Genomic DNA, 25,637 nt, shown 5'->3' on the forward strand with positions numbered 1-25,637 from the left:
AACTCCCTCTGAACCCGGTGGTCGGGAGTTGAAGTGGTTCCAGCGTCAGGCGTTTGACGTTAGAGGCACAAAAAAAGCCCTTCTTCATTGAGAAGGGCCCGCACTCCGAATGTGCCCTGTCCATCCCCGCTGGGGACAGTCGAGCTTAACCACCCTGCACGTTGGTGACTACTTTTGCTTTCGAGCACCCTTGGTGGGAGCCGGCGTCTGAAGCAAATTGCGGAATTTCGCGAACTCTTCCACAGTCACCTTGCCGTCCTTGTTATCATCCAGCCGTTCCAGCAAAGCTTTGGCTTTTGCCTCGTCACCACCGAGCTGTTTGAGGCCCTTCAGTTCATCCACACTGAGAGCACCATCACCATTGGTGTCAAATTTGGAAAACTGTTTTTTGCGGGCCTCTTCCTGCTTGGCTACGAACTGTTTGAACTCCTCCTTGGTCACCTTGCCATCACCATTGGCATCCCAGGCTTCCAGGAGTTTCTTTGCCCGTGCCTCGTCGCCCTTGAGTGGCTTCAACGCCACGAGCTCAGAGAGCTCCACTGTGCCGTCCTTATTTGTGTCCACCTGAGCCCACATTTCTTCCACCGTGAGCGGACCTTTGGGCTTCTTACTCTCAGCTCCCGGCTTTTTCGCCTTCTTTCCCTGCTCGGCCCAGGCCGCACCCGAGAACATCATTAAGCACACCGCTAAAACCAGTACTACGCGTGCAACTTTCATAGGAACCTCCCTAACCTAAGGAACTCGCCAAACGTCGCTGACTGGGGTCAGGGTCCGGCGCCTCTTGACCCTCCGAAACACTTGATCTCCCCGGCCGGTTCATCGGTAAGAATTGCGCTTCGGTTGACCCGCGCACGTGGGTCCAGATCCTCAATACCACAAAAGTGGGCTTCGTCACCGACAGGGTTCGGCACCACTTCAGAGCTACATAACACCATTCCCCGATGTTATTCTCTCCAATACCGGCCGCTGAAATTCGTCTTCCGGGCGGCCCACAGCTTTTGGTAAACTCCCCCTCCCCTTAGACGGCGGCTGGTCCTCCTCCCGCCAACGGTTACCCGGTTCGGTAGTTGATCCGCCATATCGTTTTCTGACACAAGGGAATCGAACGATGGCACAAATGCTTCTGGCTTACATTGATCCCGGTTCGGGGGCCATTCTTCTTCAGGTCCTCATCGCTGCCGTTATTGGTGCAATCGCCTTCGTCGGCCGAATTCGCGATTTTGTCTTCTCTGCCGTCACGAGAGTTCTGAAGAGAAGCCGAGCCCGTGGCGAGATGCCGTCCGAGGCCGCAGAGGCGGATTCCCCTGTTCCGGAACGCAAAGCCGCGTAACGGTTCCGCTCTTCGCCCAGGTGTTCGCGTCCTTAAAGGAATTCTGGTGTAATCCTGGAGGCTCCGCATGGCCGCCCAAGCATGCCCGTTGACACGAGACATTTTGAGCAGACGTGTCGAGGCATCATTCCGCGACCCTGAAGGATATGTGTTTACCCGGGAAGGTCACGTCTATCGCGCGATCGCCCCTGAACTTGCCGCGCGTCTGCGCCGGGCGGAAGAACTCGGCATCCTCGCCAAATTGATCGCTCGGGAATGGGTGGTAGACAGCCGCTTTGTCCGAGAGCCACAGCTTCAGGGTATTCTGGAACGCGAAAACCCAGGATGGCACCACTTTGTGGAACACGATCCTTTGCCGCTAATCACATATCCCTACGAATGGTCGGTCTCAATGCTGGCCGACGCCGCAGTGCTCACACTCGATCTGCAGATGGAAATTGTTCAGGCGGGTTTCTCCCTCAAGGATGCGACACCCTTCAACGTGCAGTTCGTGGGCACCCGGCCGGTGTTCATTGATCTGGGTTCCCTCGATGTTCCATCCCGATTCGATGTCTGGTATGCCTTGGGACAGTTTCAGCGGCTCTTCCTTTACCCTCTCTTATTGGCTCGATATACAAACTGGGATTTACGATCCTATTTTCTCTCCAGTTTAAACGGGAGAGACCCCCTTTTTATGGTTCGGGCAATGGGACGTTTAGGTCGGTGGCGACCTGCTTTGCTCCTGGATGTCACCCTGCCTTGGCTTCTCACTCGATATTCAGAATCAAAGATTCATACCTCGTCGGCACCCGGCTCTAGCATTTCTATTAACCGAGAGCCCATGCTCTGGAACCTACGGCGACTACGTCGTAAAATTCTCCGGCTGGCTGGCGGATACCATCCGAAGGGTATTTGGACGGATTACACGCGTACGTGCAGTTACACCGACCGAGCCGAACAGGCCAAACGGGAGTTCGTCCGATCAATCTTGCTCCACGAGAAACCCAATTGGGTCCTGGACCTTGGTTGCAATACCGGTCTTTATAGCGAGCTGGCCGCCGGAATTGGGAGCCGTGTCATCGCCGCAGACCAGGATCATGATGCCATTGAAATGCTCTATCGTCGTTTGCGGAATACCCGTTCTGCGATCTGGCCTGTCGTTCTCGATATAACCAATCCTTCTCCAGGCATCGGCCTCAATAACAAGGAGCGTCAACCCTTCCTCGAAAGGGCTCGAGCTGACTATGTACTTGCCCTTGCTTTGATCCATCATTTGATTGTTACCGGGAACCTTTCTCTCGAACGGATCGAAGGGCTTCTCTTTGATCTGTCCTCTCGCGGCATTATTCTCGAGTTTGTTCCCCCTTCCGATCCCATGTTCCGCAAGCTCACGCAGTTCCGCAGCGACTCCTTCGAGCATATAACGCTGTCAGCGTTCCGTCGAACCTTTTCCCAGCGATTCTCGATCGTCCGAGAATTCCCGGTGCCTGACTCGGAAAGAATGCTTTTTTGGCTTCGTCGAAAAGACTAGACACCAAATACACTCAGTTAAATGTTAAATCACAGATAGTGATACTCATATGAATGCGATAGCAGTCCCGCCAAAAGACGCACCGGCCGGGTGTGCGTTGGCAAAAGGGTTGACTCCTCAAGATTACACATCGTCTTCCCGTCTTTTTTTTGTGCAGGTGCTCCGCGCGGCTGCCATTTCAACATCTGCGAGTTGCCTGTTCTATTTGGGACAGCTTCGCTCATGGACCAGTGAACAAAATCGCTATCACTACTTCTGGTCCTCCCAAGATAGCCAAGCACTGATTATCGCCGTGGGAATCGTCGCGGCTTTTATTTTCCTGTGCTGGTTTACCACCAGAATACTTCGTAGTCGTGTAATTCGCAAAACCGCTCAATTTATTTTTACTCTCTTCCTGACAGATGCAATTCTATCCGATTTAACGTCAATGTTCGCCGGCGTCGGGTTTACTGCCAAATACGATTGGTTTTTCTGGATAGCATGGGCCGTTATTACAGCCTTAGTGTTGCTGTTTTTCCAACGGCTATGGAAACGAGCGGTTGCTCTGTGTCTCATCCTAAGTCCCCTGCCCTGGATCCTCCTATTACAGGTCCTTTCGTGGAAGTCTTGGAACCCAGCAGAACGGGTAGATTCATCCCTGGTTTATCCTACCGCCTTACAAAGGACCGGGCTGCCTCACCTCCCCCCCATTGTCATTTTCGTTTTCGATGAATGGTCCTACGAGCGAACCTTCGAGACCCGACAAATCCGGCCGGAGTTTAGTCATTTAACGGACGTTGCGTCTCGGGCAGATGTCCATCACAACGCTCAATCTCCCGGTTCCGCTACTTATTTTTCTCTACCGCGCCTAATCTACCAGGAATCCGACGGGGAACTGTTGCCATATCACGGACAGCTCTTCTGGCGAACTTCCCAAGGTCACAGGCGAGTCAATGAGTGTCGGACTCTTTTTGATGATTTACTACGGGCGGGCTATCAGGTGCGCGTCCTGGGTTTTTACCATCCTTATGAGATTCTCCTCGAAGGACGCGGCATCCAATGTCGCAGCTATTCCAATGATCCCAGGGGTGATTCAGTGATTACTCAAACCGGCTTGGTCTTGCTCAATAATTTACGGTTTTTAACGGACCCCCTCTCCCGTTTAATGTGGCGGCGGTGGGATAGCGCATTTTTCAGCAGGCACTGGTTTCGATTATCGCAAGAATTTCACCATGAGGCCTTTCGTCTCATTGATCAACTTGGTCCTGGAATGTGCCTCTTTATTCACTGGCCACTTCCTCACGGCCCGTTCGTCCTTGATCCACAGGGTGAATTTGTGGGACCTTATAGTCCGAAGCAGGACCGTACATTCGGAACTCCTGACCAGTACCGCCGCCATCTTTTGCGTCTGGACACGGTTATTGGTGAGATCTGTGATCGCCTTCGACACAAGAATCTCTTCGACGAGGCATTTATCGTCATGACGTCCGATCACGGTTGGCGGAGAGACCCGGACCCCCAATTTCGCGACGCTGATCCCGATCACCGTCACGTGCCCCTTTTCATCAAGCGCCCCCACCAGAAAAGCCGGGTAGATTGCATTGATCCGTTCCCACTGGTCCGTCTGACAGCCTTATTCGCGCAAATCACAGCCGATCCACAGTGAGTATGTCAGGAATGGCGACTTGGCAATGAGTGAGCACGTCTCGTCTCACACCGTCTCATTTCAAAAGCAGCCAATCATCCGTAAAATGCGATAAAACGGATATTGGTACATCATGAATCTTTCGCATGGTATCAAGGTCACCGGGCTATGGCTATTTACTTGGATTACAATGCGACGGCCCCGATCCGCCGTGAGGTCGTCGAGGCAATGGTCCATGTCTGGGAAAACGTCCCTGGTAATCCGGCGAGCCAGCATCAGTTTGGTCGAGCAGCCAGAAAACGCCTAGAAGAAGCCCGGGACCACATCCTCGCCCTGCTCGGTGCTGAGCCGACCCGCGAGGGCGATCGCCTGATCTTCACAAGCGGCGGAACAGAGGCCAATAATCTGGCCATCCTGGGTATCGCTCTGGCGCGGACCGAAGGAATGCCTGGGCGAATCATCATCTCCTCGATTGAGCATCCCAGTGTGTTGCGGGCCGCTGAGACGCTGGTCGATTGGGGGTGGCGCTTAGACACCCTCGATGTCCACCCGAACGGAGTTGTCAACCTCGAATCACTCCGGCGGTGGATTTCTCCCCAGGTGGCGCTGGTCAGCGTAACCACCGCAAATCACGAAACGGGGGTGGTGCAGCCGGTTGCCGAAATCGCGGCAATCTGTCACAGCCATGGAGTGCCTTTCCATACCGACGCCGTACAAGCCGTTGGCAAGATGCCTGTTTCTTTTCGGCAATTTGATGCCGACGCCATGACTGTGACGCCGCACAAGTTTGGTGGGCCACTGGGAATTGGTGCTCTCATTGTCAAACGAGGGACACCGCTACGGCCGATTTTGTACGGGGGCGAACAGCAGGAGGGGTTGCGTCCCGGCACGGAAAGTGTGGCCCTGGCCGTGGGAATGGAAACAGCTCTTGCCCTGGCCCTCGCGGAACTGGAAGACAATATCGCGAGAATGAGGGCTCTTCAGCAGGAATTCGAACAAACACTCAAAGCGCTGATTCCCGATCTCATCATCCACGGGGAGACAGCACCAAGGTTGCCTCAGACGGTGAATCTGGCCATTCCTGGTATCGACAATCAGATCCTCTTCACCGCGCTGGACCTGGAAGGAGTCTGTTGCTCGATTGGCTCGGCCTGCTCGAGCGGATCCCCAGAGCCTTCCCCCAGCCTTCTTGCGCTCGGCGCTCCCAGGGAAATCGTGAAAAGCTCCCTGCGAATCAGCTTCGGTCCCAAGACCACAGCGGAAGAACTGCGGACTGCTGCCCATACGATTGCGCGGGTGTCCCAACAGTTACGAAAACATGTTTTGCGGTGAAGGGCCGGCCGTGTTTCACTGGCGGATGATGCGAAGGCGGGACAAAGGATACCAACCGTCCGCGGCCCTTCCAGAAATAGCAAGCTGGACCACCGGGGTGTGACTCTCCAGACTTTCCACGACGCCAATGGCCAACGAATACTCGCCGGGCTCCAGCGTGCGCTCGATTGGAACTATTTCTTCGATCGTGACCGGCTTTCCTGGCGGCAAATCGGGGGGATTTTGCATGAAGCTTTCCGTGAAGACCTCGACCTCTCCCGGGAGGATCTCTCGGACCGTCCTCTCACTGACATGGATGAACGTCTTTCCTGAAGGGCCCGTCAGTCGAACAGCTATCCTGTACGGCCGGTAGCAGGGCGCTGCACCGACGTTCTGCCAGACCATTGTCACAGGCATATTCTCTCCAGCTCGAGCAATGGCCGGATGTCGTACCTCTCGAATAACCAGCCGGTAGCCCAACCGCCGGAGAAAACGAGTCACCTCCTCACGCACTTCGTCACCCGGAGGTAACGGAGCTGACTTGTTGTTGAAATAGGAGCCATGGAGAGCCAAGGCGTAGTTGAAGATGTATCGCAAAGACCAGCCTTCTTGGACCCATTTGCGAATATCCCAGCAAGTTTCCCAGGCCACGGGGGCCGTTTTCCAAACTTCAAGGGCCTGCGCTTCGTTCAAGGTACTGGGATAAGCGTTGCGCATATGGCACCAATTTCGTGAAAAGCCACCCATGTCGCCCAGGCAATCCGCTCGCCAACCAGTCCCGCGGCTTGTCGCATAGTGAAGCATCTCGGGACCATCGATGAGCATCAGAAGTGGTGTCTTTCTAAAGGACTCCAGGTACGTATCAATGATTTTTCGTTGATTCTCGGGGAGCGGCATGCGGGCAGGCTCGGACCTACTCATGTGCCACTCTCCCCACCAACCCACCGATCCGAGATCGATATGGTCCAGATCCGGATGGCCGTCATACTTTGCCGCCAGCCGGCGGATAAAATCCAGATGGGCCTTAAGAGTGATGGGATCATCCAAATCAGGGACTTCCAACCCTTGAACATCTCCATAACGCGTAACGATAACCCGCCCCCCAATATCGCGAAGCCAGCGTGGATGGTAGGGCCGTCCGCGAGTCGTGGAGCAACACATTACGCGAAAGGCCAGTTTTTGACCAGCGGATCTGGATTCAGCGAGAACTTTGTCGATAAGCTCGATGTTGAGTCGCCCAGGTTCTGGCTCGAGCTCTCCCCAGCCCCATCGAAGGTACTGCACAGTCGAGGGAATCCAGTCCGGGAGATTGCGATCGTTGGCGGCGGTGCGATGAAACGTTTCCCAACCCATTCCTGGGTTGGCAAGAATGTCCTCAATTTCCACCGGCCGAACGGTTACCCATCCCGGTTCCTCCGCCAGAACGAAACTGCTGACCAACGTTAACACAGCTAGATTGGTCGAAATCAACCACGTGGCCTTCATAGATTACCTCGCTGGCATGGGGCTCCCAGATGGCATGTCGCACAGGCAGGCCGTGAATGTTTTATACTGCGTTGCTCCGATTGTAACAAAGTCCTTGCTCGCACGGTACACGTACAACGAACAGGCAGAGGCACACCCCTTTTTGGCGGTATCGCGAATGTGTTATAAACTCGACAATGGCCAGGATGTGATTAGAACGCGGAATCACCGCTCTCCATACTCGGAAACTATGCCCGCAGGGACAACGAAAGTTTCGCAACATGGCTGACCGTGACGACGTCAATCAACTTGCTCGGGAACACGCCATCGAAATCTGGATGGCGGGACTGAAGGCAGTGCAGGCGGATACTCTCGTCCAGCGATGGGTCCGGGCCACGCAGGACCGGCTTGAATTTGGAGATCCTACCGAATTGACGCTGGACCTGGGCAGCGTTCGCAAGATTGTGGTCGTGGGGGCGGGGAAGGCGGGATCTGGAATGGTTGCCGGTTTGGAGAAAGTGATTCCGGAGCAAGTGGCACGGGACAAACAATTGACCGGGTGGGTCAATGTCCCCAAAGACTGTGTTCAGCCGACGCGTTGGATTCACCTCCACGGGGCCCGTCCCGCCGGTTGTAACGAGCCGACACCCGAAGCTGTTTATGGTACCGAGCAAATTCTGGAGCTGGTACAGGATGCTGAACCGAGCGATCTTTGTATCTGTTTGCTTTCTGGGGGAGGATCCGCGCTGCTCCCAGCTCCTATCGCAGGCATTACGCTGGAGGACAAGCAAGCGGTAACACGATTTCTCAGTGCAGCAGGCGCCAACATTACCGAACTCAACACGGTGCGAAAACAGCTCAGTCGGATCAAGGGCGGCGGTCTTTTACGATATTGCCGTGCCGGTTGGTTGGTTTCGCTCATCATCTCGGACGTTCTGGGTGATCCGCTGGATGTCATTGCTTCCGGTCCAACTGTTCCAGACACATCCACGCCGGAGGACGCGCTGGAAACTCTCAACAAATACGGTGGCCGTGAAGCTGGACTGCCCCAAGAGATTTTTCGAGTCCTGGAAAGGAAGATGGCGAATCGTGGAGAACGTGTGGGGCCGCAGTGTCAATTTTTCAACTTTGTGATTGGGAATAATCGCACGGCTGTAGATGCGGCAGCAGCCAGGGCGCGCGAACTGGGATATCAGGTGGAGGCTGAAAGCGCCCGGGAACCGGAAGGCTTTGCGGAAGACATTGGGCGGGAATTGGCGAAAACCGCTCTGCAAATGGTTGCCTCACCCGATCCTCGCTGTCGAATCAGCGGAGGCGAACCCGTCGTCCGGCTCGCCCCGCCAGAGATCAGAGGCTTGGGAGGCCGTAATCAACAACTCGTTTTGGCAGCCGCCGAATTCCTTTGGGAAACAATGCCCCCGGAGGTAATCATTCTTTCGGCAGGGACCGATGGTGAAGATGGTCCCACAGATGCTGCAGGGGCTTTCGTCGACCGTGCTGTGATCGAGCAGGCGAAAGAACTGGGATTTTCGCCTTCAGATTTTCTCTATCGCAATGACGCTTATCATTTTTTTGAGCCCCTCGGATCTCTGTTGCGGACAGGCCCCACACATACGAATGTCTGTGATGTTCGAATCGTTTTGACCCACCCCTGCCAGCCCCCTCAAGGTGCGCACTGACGTTCCGTTCTATTGCCGAAGAACGTTCCCCGCAGCCTGAGACGAGACCGCGGCCTCAGGAAGGAGCAGTGTGATGCCGGGACGGAAGTGTTCAAGCTTGTCGCCGAGTCGGTCGCGGTTTAATTGATAGATTTCCACCCAGCGTGAGGCTTTTCCGAGCTGCTCTCGGGCGATATCAAAGAGCGTTTCTCCTTCCTGCACCGTGTAGGCTCGCCGACTCACAGTAGAATTCTCGGAAAAAGGCGGAGTCAAGTTATTACGATCTGCAACGAGCGGTGGACTGTAGGGCATGCCTGATAAAGCAGCCGACGTCGGCGCGCCTGACCAGGCGGGCGGTACGGTGGGCTGTGAGCTGCTGGAAGCCGTAGCCGGTGTTTCTGTACCTGCCAAGGGCAATTGGGAAGACCGCGCGGGAATCAGCCCTACTCCGTGTTGTTCGCTTTGGCCCCCGAAAGGCAGAGTTGGGCTGACGGGCCCTTGCGATTGTTGCTGGCCTGGACTGCTCGCTTCGGGGGACCTGAAGGGAATGCCTGGGGCCCGTTGGTTGCTAAGTGGTGGCGCCCCGGCAAAGAAATCACCGGGGATAGTGCCGGGCACCGATTGCGACTGCGTGCCAAACGCTGCGCTACCAGAACTGATAGGAGTGGAATCCAGTGAATTTGCAGCCGGTACCGACTGCCCACCACCATCGCGGACGGGACTGCCGATACCGCTCAAAGTCGACGGATTGGCTGGCGGGATCGGATCATTACCCATGGGCTGCGAATTCTGATCCGGTTCGCTCGGATTCCAACCCGCCGTGAATCCTTGATTGGTCAAACCAGACCCCTTGTTGGTCGCGTTGAGAGGAGTGCTGTCTGGTTGTCCGAAGGGTAGAGACGGTACTGCCTGTGGTTGTTCTGTGGCCACGGGCTGGTTCGGCTCTAGTGCGTAGTAGCCCGAATTGTGCGACGCACTTCCCAACGGTGCGCCGAGGGGTGGCGACTCTGATGCGTCACGTGGGGCTGGGCCGTTACCAAGATTGACCGGGGTGTTGTCTAGATTCAGCGGTGGCACGACCGGCCACACAGTCTCTGAGTTAGACACGCGGGATGGCCCGTTCGCATCAATGGATCTATTGCGATCGTTCTGCTGGGAAGCCGCACCCGTGGGTATTGAGCCTTCCGCAGTCGTGCCTGGTTGAGGCGGTGCTTTGATTCCGCTCACCGGCCCCCCACCAGAACCGTTCGGTTCCCCGCGAGGAAAACTATGCAACGGCTGCTCGGGTTGCTCGCCTGCACCATTCGGTACCTGAACGGCTCCCCCCGTATTTTTCTCCGTACTAGCAACAGGAGACTGGTCGCCGGATGCCTTTGCCGTCTCGCTCGGGCGCAGGGTCATCAATCGATAGGCCACAACAGCAGCCAAAACGAATCCCAGAACCCCCAGGATTACCAAACCCACGCGGATTTCGAACGAAAATCGCGATGTAATCGGCTCTTCCAGGAATTGTTCTGAAGAGTCGAGCCCCTCCCCGGAAAGAGCGTCACGATCTGGATGCTCGCGATTTTCTTGTTCAGGAGCTTTATCTATTTTTCCCATCCTGCTTCTCCCACCGATTTCGGGCCGCAGCGGCATTGAGAGGAGTTGCTTGGTTTTATTCACTCTTGAAATAGGGTGCAAGAGCAATTTTTTGTGGAAAGCGCACGGTCTGCCCGCATGCCCGTAATGCAGAAACGAAGTCGAGATGGAAGGTCACACGTCAACGAAAACCCATTGTTAACGTGACCCTAAAACAACATCTGGTGAACGGCTTCGCATTCGCAGGCGCGCCAACTATCGAGAATTCCCAGCGGTTTCACCGGGCACCCTTTTCAGATAAACCCTGAGCGACGCGTTGCCGAGTTTCATCTCGGTTGGATTTGCATCCGGTAACGGCCCAAAATCAAACCGGATGGCGAGAGTTTCGCTCATGATCCAGTCTTTGTGGGTCAGCAATGCTTGCCGAACTTCTTTATCGTCCGCCACCACACCCAGTTCGATCCGGTCCGTGAAATCGCAGTCTAACTCCTTACGTTGGTTCTGCACGGCATGAACAAAATCACGCGCGAGACCTTCGGCGATCAGCTCCGGCGTCAATTCCGTGGAAATGACCACCACCCCGACTTTCCCCTGGGCGGCCGTCCAACCAGGTTTGGCGTTTAAGCGGATTTGGATATCCTCCTTATCGAGAACAATTTCCTCGTCGGCCAGTGGTACTTTTACCCTACCCTGTTCTTCGAGCTCCCGTAAGAGGGCACCACCGTCCGCCCGGCTCAGCCATTCCTTAACCGCGGGAAGCAGTTTCCCCAGACGAGGACCCAATCGTTTGAAGTCGGGCAAAACGGTATATGAGACATACTCATCTGCCCGGTCCCGCCATTCCACCTTCTTAACGTTAAGTTCTTCGGCGATCAGTTCGCTGTGGGCTTGAAGCCACGCCGACTGACCGCGATCTGCCACCACAATCTCCACTTTGGCAAGAGGTTGGCGCACCTTTAACTTGACGTTCATGCGGGCAGCGCGACCCAGCGACACAATTTCGCGAACAGCTCCCATCAGGCCGCACAATTCTTCGTCAACAAGTTCCGGATACTCGCCCGGATAATCGCACAGATGAACGCTTCGCCGAACGCGATCGCCAAAGACCGCCACGGCGAGATTCTGCCAGAGTTCTTCCGCCAGAAACGGCACAAAGGGTGCAATCAAACGGACCAGAGTGACCAGACACTCATACAAGGTCCAGTAGGCGTCGAGCTTGTCCTGATCTTTTTTACCTGACCAGAAGCGTGCCCGACTGCGCCGCACATACCAATTGGAAAGGGCATCCACAAACTCGGTGATTCGCTGGCAGGCTGCGAAATTGTCATATTCATCCATGAACTGACAAACGAGCCGCACGGTACGGTACAGCTCGCTGAGCACCCAGCGGTCCAGCTCGGCACGCTCTTTAATCGGTCGATATCCCTCAGCTTGCGACAGCACTTCGTGTTCCAAATTGCGAGCATCCCCGACGAGGAGCTCGGCGGGATTCCAGCCGTCAATCCGCGCATAAATCACGAAGAAACTGTAAACGTTCCAAAGGCGCAGCAGAAATTCCGGAATACTCTCGCGAATGGCCTGTTCGCTGTACCGGATGGAAGTCCAGGGCGCCTGATTGGAAAAAAAGTACCAGCGCAAGGCGTCAGCGCCGTAGCGATCAAAGATCTCCTGCGGCTCTCGATAATTCCGCTTGCTCTTGGACATTTTCTGCCCGTCTTCACCAAGCATCAATCCCAGCACCACACAGTGCCGATAGGGATGGGGAAACGCGATGTGAGGAGTTTCTACCTCCAGGAAGCGACGCGGATCATCCGGCGGCGTGTCCTTTTCCGGGCTGAAGAGTAAGGTGCTGATCGCCAGCAGGCTGTAAAACCAGCCTCGGGTCTGGTCGATTGCTTCACTGATAAAATCGGCCGGGAATTGTTCGGCCAACTTCTCCCGTGAACCCGGCAGGTGTGGATATCCCCATTGAGCAAACGGCATGGCGCCCGAGTCAAACCAGCAATCAATCACGTCGGGCACACGCCGCATTTTGGCACCGGGGCAAACCGGAGAGTCATAAACGATCGCATCAATGTACGGCTTGTGAACTTTAAGATGCTCCGAGAGCGAGGGATCCGCTTTCTTGGCCGCTTCCCAAACTTCCATCCCGGTTACTCCCGGCTTCGCCAAAAGCTCGGCGTAGGAACCGATTGCTTCCATGTAGCCGGTTTTCTCACAGACCCAGATGGGAAGTGGGGTACCCCAGAACCGCTCCCGCGACAGCGCCCAATCCACGTTGCTCTCCAAAAAATTGCCGAATCGCCCGTCTCGGATATTTTCCGGATGCCAGCCGATCCGGCGATTGTTTTCGAGCATTTTTTCCTTGAACGCTGTAGTTCGGATAAACCAGCTCTTGCGAGGATACTGGATGAGAGGATCCTCTTCCGCACGCCAGCAGAACGGATACTCGTGGACGTACTGCTCGAAATGGAAGAGAAGTCCCCTGTTGCGCAGATCTCGGATGATGTCGCGATCGCAGTCCTTGACCCAGCGTCCCTGGTAATCCGGTGCTTCCTCAGTGAATGTCCCATCCGGCGCCACGGCGCAGATGAGCTGCGGGCCTTCCCCCTCAACAAATCGTTCCTGTTCCCGGAGGAGCACCTCGTAGTCCACTTCGCCAAATGCGGGAGCCTGATGGACGACTCCCGTGCCGGTGTCGATCGTCACGAAGTCGGCCCCGACCACACGCCATGCCACATACTCGCGTCCCCCATTTTTGAGACGCCCGACACGTTCTCCGTCTTTTTTGTGGTAGTAATCGTACGGGGGCCGATACCGGCGACCGATCAACTGACTGCCCAAAACTGTCTTCGCAATCGTGGCCTTTTTACTAACTTTTTTAGCAATCGTGTCCACAAGCGCGGTCGCAATGATCAGTTTCCTATCCTCGCCCTCAAACTGGACATACGAATACTCGAGGTCGGGTTTGACCGCAGCGAATTGGTTGCTGGGCAAGGTCCAGGGCGTGGTGGTCCACACAAGCAAGTCCACATCCGGCTCGTCGAGGAGGGGAAACCGAACGTACACGCTGGGATCGGCCACCGACCTGTATCCCTGCCCTACCTCGGCAGCGGAGAGAGCCGTGCCTCCCTGGGCCCACCACCACACAATTTTGTAACCCTGGTAGAGGAGACCTTTCTCAAATAATTTTTTCAACGCCCACCAGACGCTTTCCACGTAACTCTGGTGATACGTGACGTAAGCATCTTCGAGATGGATCCAGAATCCCAGGCGTTCCGTCAGTTGCTCCCATTCGCGCGTGTAGCGGAATACGCTTTCCAGACACCGGCGGATAAACGGTTCGACGCCGAAGGCTTCAATATCGCGTTTGGAGTGGATGCCTAACTCCTTGCACACCTCTACTTCGACGGGGAGGCCGTGCGTATCCCACCCGGCTCGGCGCTCGCAGTAGAATCCCCGCATCGTCTTATAGCGAGGAAAAAGATCTTTGATGGCGCGGGTGAGGCAGTGACCCGGATGGGGCAACCCATTGGCTGTAGGGGGACCTTCATAAAACACAAATCGCGGGCCGCCGCGCCGCATTTCCAGCGACTGCTCGTAGATCTTGTTCTGCTTCCAGAACTGAATAATTTTCTCTTCGATAGCAGGAAACGACGGATTGCGCTCGACTGGCCCAAACATAGGATTAACTCTCGATCCTATCGCACAAGATTCTGGGGGACATCTCCGTTCGGGATGGCACTACGAGAACTCCCCAGTGAAAGCACCAAGCCCCCAGAACTTTCCAACGACCGAAACACAGCAACCCACCGCCATTCGCTAGCCCACACTCCCGCTAAAAGCTGCCCGGGCGAAATGTCATCAAAGTATTCCAAGTTGCCGGGCCTCCTCTCGGAGAATTCCCAAAACGATTTTTCGCAACTTGGGTTCTGCCTCGGCTGCCACACGGAGGATGTCCTCCACCACGGCAGGCTCGAGGGCATCAGGCAAACACATGTCCGTGACCACTGACAACCCGAGCACTCGCATTCCCGCATGAACAGCCACAATCACTTCGGGCACGGTGGACATTCCGACAACATCAGCACCAATTCCCCGCAGGAAACGGTATTCCGCCCGTGTTTCCAAATTGGGGCCGGTTACTGCAACATAGACACCCCGGTGGGCCACAAAATCTTCTCTCCGTGCGATGGCCAGGGCTCGGTCAATGAGGACGGGATCGTACGGCCGCGACATGTCCGGAAATCGTGGTCCCAGCGAGTCGTCGTTGGGCCCGATAAGGGGATTCCCATTCATCAGGTTGATGTGATCGTCGATGACGACAATATCACCCTTTCTGTAATGGGGATTCATTCCACCGCAGGCATTTGAAACGATGAGCAGCCCAGCACCCAAGGCCCGCATCACACGGACGGGAAAGGTAACTTGCTGATACGTATATCCCTCGTAGACGTGGAATCGTCCCTCCATGGCAACGACGGGGACGCCTTCCAGCGTACCACAAACGAGCTGTCCGGTGTGACCGATCGTTGTGGAGCGGGGAAAGTGGGGGATTTCCTCGTAGAGAATAACGGCCTCCTGCTGGATTTCAGCGGCCAGGCTTCCCAATCCTGTTCCCAAAATGATCCCCGCATGGGCCTGCCTTGACCACCGGGTGCGAACCGCTGCCACCGCCTCGTGAATTTGTTGCACCAGTACTGATGTCATCGCTGCGCCGAAGCCACTCCGAATTCGAGAAGTTCTTCACTCTTGCCAATCCCGCTACACTCCGTACCCCCTGAATCGGTCCAGAGGTCTAGCACTCCAACCGGCAACAACCGCCCCCCGGAGCCGTTCGGTTCCGGCAGCTTGCTCCGCAAGTGCCGATCAACCACTCTGATGCCTGCCCCGATAATGCATCATCAAAGCCTGCTCAAATTCAGAATTCTTCTTCGTCCTCTTCGAACTCTTCCTCTTCGATTTCTTCCTCGAACTCTTCTTCGTCCTCTTCGAGCTCCCTGTCCGGTTCTTTGGTAACTTCCTCCTCCTCTTCTTCTGCCTCTTCCGTTTCTTCCTCTAGGTCTCCGAACTCACGCTCGATCTCGGCCTCGTACTCCGGCTCAAACTCGAAATCATCATCAAAATCATCATCAAAATCATCTTCGTCGAATTCGTCAAAGTCGTCGTCGGGCGGAGGTACCGTGGGCGTGAATTCCACCGACGATTCGTCGCCGTCCGTATCCAGGTTGTCGTCCGTGGCCTCGTCATTCCAATCAGGAGGCACTTCGTCCAACACCATAGCGTGTATCTCCTTATCCGTTTCAGGTATATCCAGCCGCTCCGCTCCCATGACGTTCCCGCCACCCGTCATGCCGCCGGGGCGTGTTTGTTCCCGTGTTTGTTCCAGAGTTGACTCGGTCACTTATTGCTTCAAAGCTTTTTAGTTTACCCGTCACGGCAGGGAGGCGGTAGTCGGGCGATTATTCTCGCGAAAACACGCAAATACCGTCGATGTCGGCAGACGGCACAAATGGCAGAAACAAGGCCGTTGGGCTGATGTGGCGAGTCGGCCCGGAATGGGTATGAGAGGCGTGCCGGTTCAGTTATCGGTGGAACTTCCTCGTCACGTCCGGTTTTTTCCCTCACCGGATGACGAGAACGCGACCGGCTGTCAGCAGCACCGGCCCTGGTGATTGGGTTTGCGCGAAGGTACCATAATCCGGGACGTTCGAGGCCCCTGACTGAATCGCTCCAGATAAGGGAAGGAGTATTGACAAGATCGCTTCGCATCAGGTGTCTAAAACGAAGTCGTAAGGGCCTCTGCCTGAGTCCGTCGGTTGGCAACTGCATTGCTGCGTACACTGGGAAGGAGGTGGCATCCATGGCGAGCGTTTCCCGGCGTCGATTCCTGCAAGTTGGTGCCGCTGTTCTCTCCGGTGCTTTAGGCCGAAATATTGGCTGGACATTCCAACCTCCTGGAGAGCGTCCTTCGCGGACACCCGATGTCATAGTGCTCAATCCACGCTGCCGAGTGCCGGTTTCGCTCATCATTGACGATTCGACATGTCTTGTGAACCTTGCCCATTTCGCCATGCCGCAGTTTGCGGAAGTCTGGCCAAACCGAGCCGAGTATCAAAAGTCCTGGCGTCAATTCCCTCGAGAGATCCCCGATGCATTTGTTCAGAAATTCATGGCGTGGTGCGGGGAAAACGGTGTGAAAGGAAAATACAGCGTCGTTCCTTACCCCGCCTGTGTGGGCTGGCTGGACCGCGACCTGCCGGGCTGGTCCCATCAGGAGTTGGAGAGAAGCCTCCGCATCGTTCGCGAGGAGATCATGCCCCATTGGGACATCCACCCCGAGATGGTCACCCACACGTGGGTCATCAACACAAAGACCGGCCGGCCGTACGAGGAACGCTCCCAACGGTTCATGGAAAACTGGGGTTGGAGCGAGGGACGATCCGCCGAGGAACTGACGGATTACATTGCGTACGCTCTCCAAATCCTGAAAAACGCTGGACTACGGTGCGAAGGGATTACCACGCCGGGCGGTTTTGGAAGTCGGGCACGCCCCCAACTCTCCATCGCGACCCTGGAAGCCTGTCGGGACGTGTTTCAGGTGGAAATCCCTCATTATTTTCGGGATGTCTTCACGGGAGCGGAAAGCGTGGCCCCACGGGTGGAAAATGCCACAGGACTGGATGGCCCCGAACCGCGGTGCGTCGTGTCGATCATCGGCTGCACCGGGGACTGGTTCGGCGGATGGGATGGCGATACACCCGGCTCCCCTGACAAATTCATCACCCCAGATTTGGCCTCAGGCCGCCTGGTGGAAGTGATCACCCGGGACGAGCCAGCCGTTATGGTGTGCCACTGGCCCGGAATGTTCTTCAATGGAAAGGAGCTGGGCTTCCGAATCCTTCAGGAAGTTGTCAAGCGCTTGCATGCGCGATTCGACAATCTAATTTGGATGAACCTCTCCGAAATTGCCCGATATTGGGCAGCCAGGGAGTTGACAAGAATCACGATCGCCGGGCAACAAATCGCCTTCACTGCACCATTTGCGTGTCCCGGCTTCACTATCGAGCTTTCCAGAAACCCCCAAAAAGCTCCCCAGCTTCACCACGAATCGCAGCGCGTCGTTTTTCAAGAAGTCTCGAGCTGGCGGGACCTGCGACCTGGCACGTTCTGCAAAAAGAATCAGGGCCCCGGAGACCGGTACGTGTTCTGTTTTGACCTGCCCAAAGGGAAGTCATTTATCGCCCTGCAATGACCGCAGCCGCTGTTCGAAACAGTACGCTGCAACGGGAATCCAACTCTCCCAATGTCGATCACCCGCTGCAGGACGGTCCTCGGACTTTGCCGTCTCTTGCCATAGGGAACATCAATGCGCTGCCCGCAAAGACGATCGGCAGCCGGTGCGCCAGGTAAAATGGTCACGTTACGGACGTGACGTGTCGTCGGCGGATTTGAGCGTGAGTTTCACCCAACGAAGGTCGATCGCTCGATCGCCCGGAATATTCACAGCGCGCAGTTCCAGCAACCCTCGCTGCGCGGGAAGTTGGATCATGCCCAACACGAAGGGCTTGAAGTCTTTCACGTACGACTCCCCCTGCCGCGGTACACGGTCGAACTCATGTCCGTGAAGCGGTGGATCAAAGGGCTCAGTGATCTTGCCTTCCACATTGCGCCCCGCAAAAGAGGCCCGTACGACAACGCCGACATCTTCCGGCCGACACGTGTAGTAAACGACCACTTCGTATTGCCCCGCGGTGTGAACCTCGATATCCCAGGTAATGCTGTCTTCGGGGCTTGTCCAATTGGTGAAGAAGGAACAGTTGGGGGCTTTCGCACTCCGCTCAATTCCTCCGTGGGGAACCCCGTCTCTGGCGGGCAGGTACGTCACGGGAAACTCCGTGTAGCCCACGGGAAATGGCCGGGTGTCAGGTTCCTTGGGGAGGACCTCTTCCTTAAATTGTTCGACCGCTTTCCGTAACGATTTTGCGACATCCGGGAATTGTGCGGATACGTCCTCCGTTTGGCCCGGGTCTTGGAGAAGATCATACAGTCGACCTCGGTTATCAAGGACAAAACGGTGATTTCGCACACTGACCTGGCCTGCCTGATGGGCGAAAATCAGGCGTTCTCGCGCCACGAATTTCTGCTTCCCCAAAAGGACAGGCGAAAGATCAATCCCGTCCATCGGTAGTGGTGCCTTGCAAGACAGCCCGGCCAACGATGCGAGGGTGGGGAAAAGGTCGATGGCGGCAGCAATCTGTGCCACCCGCATTCCGGCTGGCACATGGCCCGGCCAGCGAATGATACACGGCACGCGGACTCCGCCTTCATCCGTCGATCCCTTCCGACCGCGCATTCCACCGTTCCACCGCCAGCTATTCGGTCCATTGTCCGAAAAATACACCACAATTGTGTCTGACTCCAGATTACATTCGCGCAGAGCTTGCAAAAGCCGACCGACGTTCCAATCGATGTTCTCGCACATGGCCAGCACGGCACGCGTGAACTCGATGTCTTCCCGCTCTTTACCGTGATATCGCTGGGCGATCTCCGCCCTGGCAAATTTTTCGTAGAATTGGTCCGGCACCTGGAGTGGTGTGTGAGGGGTGTTGTAGGCCACATAACAGAAGAATGGTTCGGTTCGATGGCGTTTGATAAAGTCGATCGCATGATCGGTCAAATCGTCCGTGATGTACCCGCGTCCGCGGACAATCTCGCTTCCGGACTCCAATGGGGGATCGAAGTAAATTCCCCAATGCCCCGAGGTGAAGCCGTAAAATTCCTGGAATCCTCGCGCCAGCGGATGGTAGGGGTATTGGGTTCCGTTATGCCATTTCCCAAAAATGGCTGTCGCATAGCCAGCAGCCCGGAACGCCTGAGCAATGGTGTATTCATTGAGATTCATCCGCTCCGCGCCCGTCGTTACTCCGTGCACTCCCGTGCGGGGGTGGTAACGACCGGTAAGGAATTCCGCTCGCGTGGGAGCGCAAAGCGGGCTCACATAAAAACGTTCAAACAAGGCTCCGTCAGCAGCGAGTCGATCGATATTTGGGGTGCTCAGATTGTGATTGCCGTGCACGCTCAGGTCGCCCCAACCCTGATCATCCGCCAGGACAACGAGAATATTGGGCGGATCTCCAGGCTCGCCGGCGCACGTTATCGCGTTCAGAAGGCCGAAACTCAGTGTGACACACGCCAGGAGAAGGGTTCTCACGACACCTTCGCGCCTCATGGGTGATGCCTCCCCGCCCATAACCTGTGTGACCGAAGTTATGAAAAAATGACGATACGCGCCGGCTCTCTTCCAAGCTGGCTCGACTTGGACTCGCCTTCAGGATTGCCCTGATCGCAACCCCAGCACCGGTTCAAGCCCGATTTGGGAATGGTGTCCGCTATTATTGCAGAGTGCGATGGTAGTTGAAAGTAAAGGGACGCGACCGGGACGTCAGCCCCAGCCACTCCCCAACGGGGTCCGGTGAACCAACGAGGTCCACAACCAGGTGCTTCACCCGTATGCGATCATTTCGCAGTCGGCGCCAGTCGAATGGGATCAAGGGCCTGAACACCCACAGTCCCCATTCCCGGGCGGGCCTCATCCGCAAATCCCGCCGGTCAGCAAACACGCGCCCCAAGAATTCCTCCGGCAATTCCGCACGTGAAATGGCAAGTGGAGGACGCCCCATCACATATAGAGAGAGGGCGACAGGAGCATAGGCGCAAATATCTTCGATTTGACGTCGATCAGCCTCCACGGAAATGGTCACGGATCTCGCCCCGAGTTTCCTCAAAAATGCGGCGGCCAGTGGATTGAGAACCCCCAAACCGGGTCCCGCTTCAAAACCGATGCCTGCTCGACGCGCCAGCCACCATCCTCCCCAGCTATTGACTTCAACGGCCAGCCTGGCTTTGCGACAACGTTCCACAAGCTCCTCCATGCGCGACAACTCATCCTCGAAACACACCGGTGGCAGGGCGACGATCGGGACATGCTTTCGGCAGACTTGCGCGATCGTCGGGACGTCTTCTGGACCAGCCCCGTCCACAATTAGGTGCACCGGCTGTACACGGCTGACGAAATCTGTCAACTGCCCAATGCCGATACGTACTCGATTCGGCATGTCACCCAGCGCTCGCACATTGTTCGTGGCGGGTGCGAGATCGCTGGCAGTGAACGAACCCCCTTCGGGAAAGTCGATCACAATCGGTTTATTTTCCGCTCGGCGAATCCGACCGATCTCCGCTGAAATGCGATCGAGAATCGCGTTAACAGTTCGGGGCACCAGGAGAAACTCCGGATCGTCGGTCTCAACATGATCGGCGGCGCATCCCTGAAAATAGCGGCCCTGTACCATTTCACAAAGTTCTGCCGCCGTTACGGCCTTATGAGCTCGGCGGACCACCGTTTTAGGATACTCCCAAGTAACGTCATTCCCATGCCAACGGAGTTGACATTCGATACGCTTGTTGGCCGTGCTGAGCGTGAATTCGAAACCCTTTTTGTCAAAGGAAAACGCCGGGGTTTCCTCTCCCTCCATGAAAACTTCGCCGGCATTTCCCCCGATCCCATCACCGGCATCCGCTGAGATCTCATCCCGGCCAACTCGCCCGCGGTTACTACCGGTCAGATTCGTTTTCTCACCTATCAGATACCCGTTAGTTAGTTCGCGACCGGTGTAACTAGTGAGTGAGCGTGCTTCAGATTTAAGCTCGTCGATGTTGTCTCCCGCCAGCGCTCGACGATAGATTGCAACAGCCCGTGCCACCCAATCTGCCGTCTTGAGTCGGCCTTCGATCTTCACAGCCCGAACGCCCGCTTCGTGAAGCTGGAAAATATGTTCGAGGGCGCACAAGTCGTGCATCGAAAGCGGATGGCCCGCCTGCTGGCCCTCCACTGCCCAGGGAACCCTGCACGGGCTGGCGCACAAGCCGCGATTGCCACTTCGGCCGCCCACCCAGCTTGACATCAGACATCGCCCGGATACTGAAAAGCAAAGCGCTCCCTGCACAAATACTTCCAAATCAATAGGGGATTGCTGGGCAATTCTGCGAATTTCCTCGAGCGAGAGCTCCCGGGCAAGAACAACCCTGTCCGCTCCCAATTCGGCGGCAGCCGCCACGTCGGCCGAATTCGCCATGCAGGTCTGGGTGCTGAAATGGAATTCCAACTGGGGGAAGCACTTGCGAAAGGCTAACAGAGCCGGATCTCGGATGAGGATGGCGTCGACTCCAATTTCGGCAGCCTGCCGAAGCACTGCGATCGCCAGGCCCAGTTCTCTGTACGAAATATCGGTGTTGAGCGTGAGATACGCCCGGCGTCCGTGGGCATGAAGCAGATCCACCGCGTGTCTTGCCTCCTCCAGGGTAAAGTTTCTGGCACGACGACGGGCGTTCAAGCTTTGCAGGCCAAAATACACAGCGTCGGCCCCCGCAGTAACGGCCGCCCGGAGGGCGTTCCAATCACCCGCAGGGGCGAGAATTTCTAAACTGCCTCGCGAATTTACGTGCAAATTGTCGTTCGACAAGCGTGTCACCTCGCGCTCAGGAGTAAAATCCCTTCAGCGGCCGTCATCTCAATTAACGGCCGTCCCAGCCCTTTTCCATTGCAATTTTACCGCCGGTGAGGCCGACGGAGGACAGTGACAAGATCAGGAAGAGTCTGAGATGGCACGCGCAATCAACAGCCAGAAGGAGCCGTGCTCGCCGGTGCCCGAGCCTGCCCCGCGAAAAGTTTCGTGAGGCTTGACTTCAACGGATCCAGGGCCAGATGACCACCTTTTTCCTGACCCTCTGGCGGCAAGTACTTGCCCACCAGGCATTTCGCTCCCAGTTGACGTGCCTTCACCTGCTGGTGGTCGGAAAGATACCGTCCGATGGGCACCAACATGACAAAGGGAATATCGTGCCCTTTAAGGTGTTCCTTAAGCTCCTGGAAAAACTCCAGCCCGGTCATATCGGGCAACCTGTATGCACTCAAGATGGCGTCGTATCCACCCTCGCTTTCGGCCATCACAGCCATTTGCAACCCGGCTTTTCCGGTGGTCGCCGTCTCCACCACGCAACCCCATCGGGGCAGGTGTTCGTGCGCGTCCTGGAGCACCGACTCATCCCCATCCACGACCAGAATCCGCTTGTTTGCAAAGAGTGGTGAAGATTCCGTGGGGGGAAGCTGGCGCCCGATAGCGTGAACAATATCCTTCAACTCCAGGGCTATCTTGCCAATCTCCCGCAACGACTGCCGCAAGCCCTCCGAATCGGGATTCAACGATGCCTCAGTTGCCACAATCTTGCTGACAAGCTCATTGACAGGAATGGCCAACGCACGGTGCAGTTTTTCGATCACCCCCAGGGTCGCCTCAGTTTGCTCAACCTCGATGAGCTCGAGCATATTGAGCGCTGTGACCAGGTCCCGACAAAAAATCTCCAGGAAAAGCCGGTCATCATGAGTGAAAGCCCGTGGTACCGGGCTTTCAATATTGACCGTCCCGATCACGACCGGCTCCATATTAGCAGAGTAGCGTACTAACGGAACAGTCAGTGAACTGCGGGAATTCGCCGTGCCCTGCAGATATAGGCTATCGTTTCGCGTATCTTCACACAGATAACTCACTCCCGTCTTCGCCACATACCCGGTGATACCCTGTCCTTCAAAGGCGGGAGTGAGCTCCCTGGCGGCCGCCTCGGGGCTCATCCCTTCTGAGATAAAAGGGACGAGTTTGTTGGTCTGAAAGTCGATGAGTCGAATTTCAAACACGTTGAATTGAAGGACACCTTCCAGATAAGCGAGGACGCGATTTTTCAGTAACTGTTTGCGTTCCTCGGCCGTCAGCTTGATGAGTTCTCCGGGAGCAATATCCACCAGCCGCCTACCAGCCTCGTGAATCGCGCGCAATCGTTCCAGAGGACGGTAGTTAGAGGTGATCTCTTTAAGGACAACGAGTATCCGCTTTTTCCCCTCGGCCCCCGCTTCCATTCGAACGGCATATAGATCAAAAACCCTCGAATCGGGTGTCCGCAGAATCGAGCGGGCTGGACGTCCCTGATCCCTCGCGATAGTTAATGGAAAATAGTCCGGTTTGAGAAGCGTCACATCGCGAAAGATGTCCCGGTAAAAGCGTTTTCCAGTTAAACCATCACCATTGGGGGCAAACTGACGAGCTGCCTTATTGGCCCACTCAATACGGAACTTGTCATCCACGATGAAGATCGCGTCTGGGAGGTGCTCAACAATCGCTGTGGCCCACGGGGAAAATTCGGAGCTCATTTTGTCTGGTGAATTCAGGACAGACGACGTTTCCAAGATCGGATGCGCGCGTTGCTGGAGTAGAGATTGCATCGTCGCGACCTTATCGTGGTTGCAACTATTATGGAAATTTCACCAAGGCGGTAAAGTGGCACCATTTGTGCATCGCCTGTCTCGCCGCGCAATTCTACGAGCTCTGAAAGCAACAGTCAACAACTGTGGCGCAGACGACAGAATCACTCCGGATGGCCATGGGCGGCTCGCGATCTGTCGCCAGACTGCCCCGTGCCTGGAAGTGTCCTTTATAAGTGGCGCAAATTTAACAGGTTACAACTCGATTTGAAAGCCTGAAGAGGCAACTGTGCTAGGGGGTAAACGGTTGCCGATCGTGCGTTAGGCCACAACTTTCCTTTTCGATATAAAATTGTGGCAAAACAAATTAAGAACTGTGGCAATGATTTTTGATTCTTTCTCCCTAAAGTCTTCCTCGCCGTAACTTCCCCGTATAGTCGGTTCAGGTTGACTCCGCGGCAGAAGGTTGCACTTCCCTGGGCTCTTCGACGAAAAAAATACCGAACACCCCAAATCGGGTTTCCCAATGTTTGGTGAACGAGCTATGAGCCGCGCATTTTTTCTCGCCGTCGGACTGTTTGTCATGTTCCTCGGAGTACAAACGCTGGCTGTGCAGCGATTTGTTCTGAAAGCGCACGAGTCGCCGCCCGCCCAGGTTAGTCGCTCAGGAGCAGCAAGCGCTGGTTCCAATAAGGTGCTCGAACCGCCTCCCTGGGCACCGTGGAGTTTGATGGCTACTGGCGCCGTTGTTTCTTTATACGCGGTAACCCTTCCTATCAATCGGAAGTGATGTGCCAGCTTCAGGGCTCAAAGACCGTTTTGCAGTGATGCCCTTCGTACTCCTGAGGAGCCCAACTGACCCGAATAAGCTCTCGCGTTCACCTGCCGACCGAAAAAGTCAGTCGCTGAGAAAAGCCCCGAAACTCGAAAGTCCCCTTTGAACACACGCACTATGCGGATGTATCGGTCGTACATCGAAGTCTCTACTTCTGGCCACGGGCAGATGGTCGATCTCACAGCCAGGATAACGGAAGAGATTAAACGATCAGACATTCAACAAGGACTGATCCACCTCTTTGCGGTAGGAAGTACCGTGGCGCTGGGAACCATTGAGTTTGAACCTGGGCTCCTCAAAGACCTGCCAGCTTTGATGGACGAATTGGCGCCGCCAGACCGCCGATACCATCACGACGCCACCTGGCACGACGGCAATGGCCATTCGCACTTGCAAGCCACGTTGTTAGGCGCGACTTTGACTCTCCCCCTGGAAGGGGGCCAGCCCGTTCTCGGGACTTGGCAACAGGTGTTCCTTCTGGAGTGCGATATTAGACCCCGCCGACGGCGTGTTGTTGCAACGATCATCGGCCAATGAATTCCCGGAAAAAAATAGTCACAATCTTACTCAAAAAATAACAAATCAACACCGGGCGAAACGGGGGCAAAGCCGTTTCCCGCACTCGACGGGGAGGATAAAATATGACAGCGGTGCATGCACACCTGAACTGTCCAGAGGGGCCGGGTCGGCAACATGCTCGTTCTCTCACGCAAGTGCAATGAACAGATTGTCATCGGCGATGACATTATTATCACAGTTGTCGCCATTAAGGGCGGAACTGTACGCCTGGGGATCGAGGCGCCACCTCACGTCTCAGTTCATCGCGAGGAAGTGCTTCGAGCCATTCGCCAGGCAATGGAGAATCGGAATCCAGGGGATGAAAACAATCAGATGCCTAATAGTAATGGCAGATAATTCGCTTCTTGGTCCATCCGATTCATCAGGCTTTTCTCACCCATGTCGCGGTTGAGACTCCTCTCAAGCGTATAGCTTGGTGCTTGACTCGTGCTCT

At 55.7% G+C, this 25,637-nt stretch carries 18 protein-coding genes; 9 read left to right on the forward strand and 9 right to left on the reverse strand.

The genetic code is table 11. From position 1 onward, the window contains the following. Positions 1-168: 168 nt before the first annotated feature. Positions 169-717, reverse strand: coding sequence for an EF-hand domain-containing protein (locus tag ABJK56_RS19865; protein ID WP_347246430.1), 549 nt, complete (start codon positions 715-717; stop codon positions 169-171). Positions 718-1,108: 391 nt separating this feature from the next. On the opposite strand from ABJK56_RS19865, the gene ABJK56_RS19870 reads away from it, so the two are divergent. The 4 genes from ABJK56_RS19870 to ABJK56_RS19885 all read left to right on the forward strand — a co-directional run bounded on the left by ABJK56_RS19870 (position 1,109) and on the right by ABJK56_RS19885 (position 5,796). Further along, a complete protein-coding gene (locus ABJK56_RS19870; RefSeq protein WP_347246431.1) occupies positions 1,109-1,330 on the forward strand; it encodes a hypothetical protein in 222 nt (73 codons plus the stop codon). Positions 1,331-1,397: 67 nt separating this feature from the next. After that, entirely contained in the window at positions 1,398-2,840 is a 1,443-nt protein-coding gene (locus ABJK56_RS19875) for a class I SAM-dependent methyltransferase (protein ID WP_347246432.1), read from the forward strand. Between the two features lie 49 nt (positions 2,841-2,889). Then, positions 2,890-4,485, forward strand: coding sequence for a sulfatase-like hydrolase/transferase (locus ABJK56_RS19880; protein ID WP_347246433.1), 1,596 nt, complete (start codon positions 2,890-2,892; stop codon positions 4,483-4,485). 147 nt (positions 4,486-4,632) lie between these two features. Beyond that, complete coding sequence (locus ABJK56_RS19885; RefSeq protein WP_347246434.1) at positions 4,633-5,796, forward strand: cysteine desulfurase family protein; 1,164 nt, start codon at positions 4,633-4,635, stop codon at positions 5,794-5,796. 15 nt (positions 5,797-5,811) lie between these two features. Here the strand turns inward: ABJK56_RS19885 and ABJK56_RS19890 are convergent, their stop codons facing one another. After that, complete coding sequence (locus ABJK56_RS19890) at positions 5,812-7,260, reverse strand: DUF4832 domain-containing protein (protein WP_347246435.1); 1,449 nt, start codon at positions 7,258-7,260, stop codon at positions 5,812-5,814. Between the two features lie 260 nt (positions 7,261-7,520). Between ABJK56_RS19890 and ABJK56_RS19895 the strand changes: the two genes are divergently transcribed. Beyond that, on the forward strand, positions 7,521-8,918 hold the full coding sequence (locus tag ABJK56_RS19895) for a DUF4147 domain-containing protein (protein ID WP_347246436.1): 1,398 nt from the start codon (positions 7,521-7,523) through the stop codon (positions 8,916-8,918). Positions 8,919-8,927: 9 nt separating this feature from the next. On the opposite strand, the gene ABJK56_RS19900 is transcribed toward ABJK56_RS19895, so the two are convergent. From ABJK56_RS19900 to ABJK56_RS19915, 4 genes are all read right to left on the reverse strand, one after another. After that, positions 8,928-10,499, reverse strand: a complete 1,572-nt coding sequence (locus ABJK56_RS19900; protein WP_347246437.1) for a hypothetical protein — start codon at positions 10,497-10,499, stop codon at positions 8,928-8,930. Positions 10,500-10,733: 234 nt separating this feature from the next. Continuing rightward, positions 10,734-14,162 (reverse strand): isoleucine--tRNA ligase, encoded by a 3,429-nt coding sequence (gene ileS, locus ABJK56_RS19905; RefSeq protein ID WP_347246438.1) that lies wholly within the window; start codon positions 14,160-14,162, stop codon positions 10,734-10,736. Between the two features lie 180 nt (positions 14,163-14,342). After that, the gene (locus tag ABJK56_RS19910; protein ID WP_347246439.1) at positions 14,343-15,188 is read right to left on the reverse strand and encodes a purine-nucleoside phosphorylase; all 846 of its coding nucleotides are present in this window, start codon (positions 15,186-15,188) and stop codon (positions 14,343-14,345) included. A 211-nt stretch (positions 15,189-15,399) separates the two neighbouring features. Then, positions 15,400-15,882, reverse strand: coding sequence for a hypothetical protein (locus ABJK56_RS19915; protein WP_347246440.1), 483 nt, complete (start codon positions 15,880-15,882; stop codon positions 15,400-15,402). 459 nt (positions 15,883-16,341) lie between these two features. Between ABJK56_RS19915 and ABJK56_RS19920 the strand changes: the two genes are divergently transcribed. Next, positions 16,342-17,733 (forward strand): hypothetical protein, encoded by a 1,392-nt coding sequence (locus tag ABJK56_RS19920; RefSeq protein WP_347246441.1) that lies wholly within the window; start codon positions 16,342-16,344, stop codon positions 17,731-17,733. A gap of 168 nt (positions 17,734-17,901) precedes the next feature. Here ABJK56_RS19920 and ABJK56_RS19925 read toward each other — a convergent pair whose 3' ends face one another. From ABJK56_RS19925 to ABJK56_RS19935, 3 genes are all read right to left on the reverse strand, one after another. Further along, positions 17,902-19,710: an arylsulfatase gene (locus ABJK56_RS19925; RefSeq protein WP_347246442.1), complete on the reverse strand. Its 1,809-nt coding sequence runs from the start codon at positions 19,708-19,710 to the stop codon at positions 17,902-17,904. A gap of 163 nt (positions 19,711-19,873) precedes the next feature. After that, positions 19,874-22,000 carry a U32 family peptidase gene (locus tag ABJK56_RS19930; RefSeq protein WP_347246444.1) on the reverse strand — a complete coding sequence of 709 codons (2,127 nt, stop codon included), beginning with the start codon at positions 21,998-22,000 and terminating at the stop codon, positions 19,874-19,876. Positions 22,001-22,152: 152 nt separating this feature from the next. Continuing rightward, complete coding sequence (locus ABJK56_RS19935; protein ID WP_347246445.1) at positions 22,153-23,739, reverse strand: response regulator; 1,587 nt, start codon at positions 23,737-23,739, stop codon at positions 22,153-22,155. A 595-nt stretch (positions 23,740-24,334) separates the two neighbouring features. On the opposite strand from ABJK56_RS19935, the gene ABJK56_RS19940 reads away from it, so the two are divergent. The 3 genes from ABJK56_RS19940 to csrA all read left to right on the forward strand — a co-directional run bounded on the left by ABJK56_RS19940 (position 24,335) and on the right by csrA (position 25,540). After that, a complete protein-coding gene (locus ABJK56_RS19940; RefSeq protein WP_347246446.1) occupies positions 24,335-24,580 on the forward strand; it encodes a hypothetical protein in 246 nt (81 codons plus the stop codon). A 147-nt stretch (positions 24,581-24,727) separates the two neighbouring features. Next, positions 24,728-25,162 carry a secondary thiamine-phosphate synthase enzyme YjbQ gene (locus tag ABJK56_RS19945; RefSeq protein WP_347246447.1) on the forward strand — a complete coding sequence of 145 codons (435 nt, stop codon included), beginning with the start codon at positions 24,728-24,730 and terminating at the stop codon, positions 25,160-25,162. Positions 25,163-25,318: 156 nt separating this feature from the next. Then, positions 25,319-25,540, forward strand: coding sequence for a carbon storage regulator CsrA (gene csrA, locus ABJK56_RS19950; protein WP_347246448.1), 222 nt, complete (start codon positions 25,319-25,321; stop codon positions 25,538-25,540). Positions 25,541-25,637 lie beyond the last annotated feature (97 nt).

The sequence above is a fragment of the Thermogutta sp. genome (genome assembly GCF_039793925.1).
Classification (GTDB): domain Bacteria; phylum Planctomycetota; class Planctomycetia; order Pirellulales; family Thermoguttaceae; genus Thermogutta.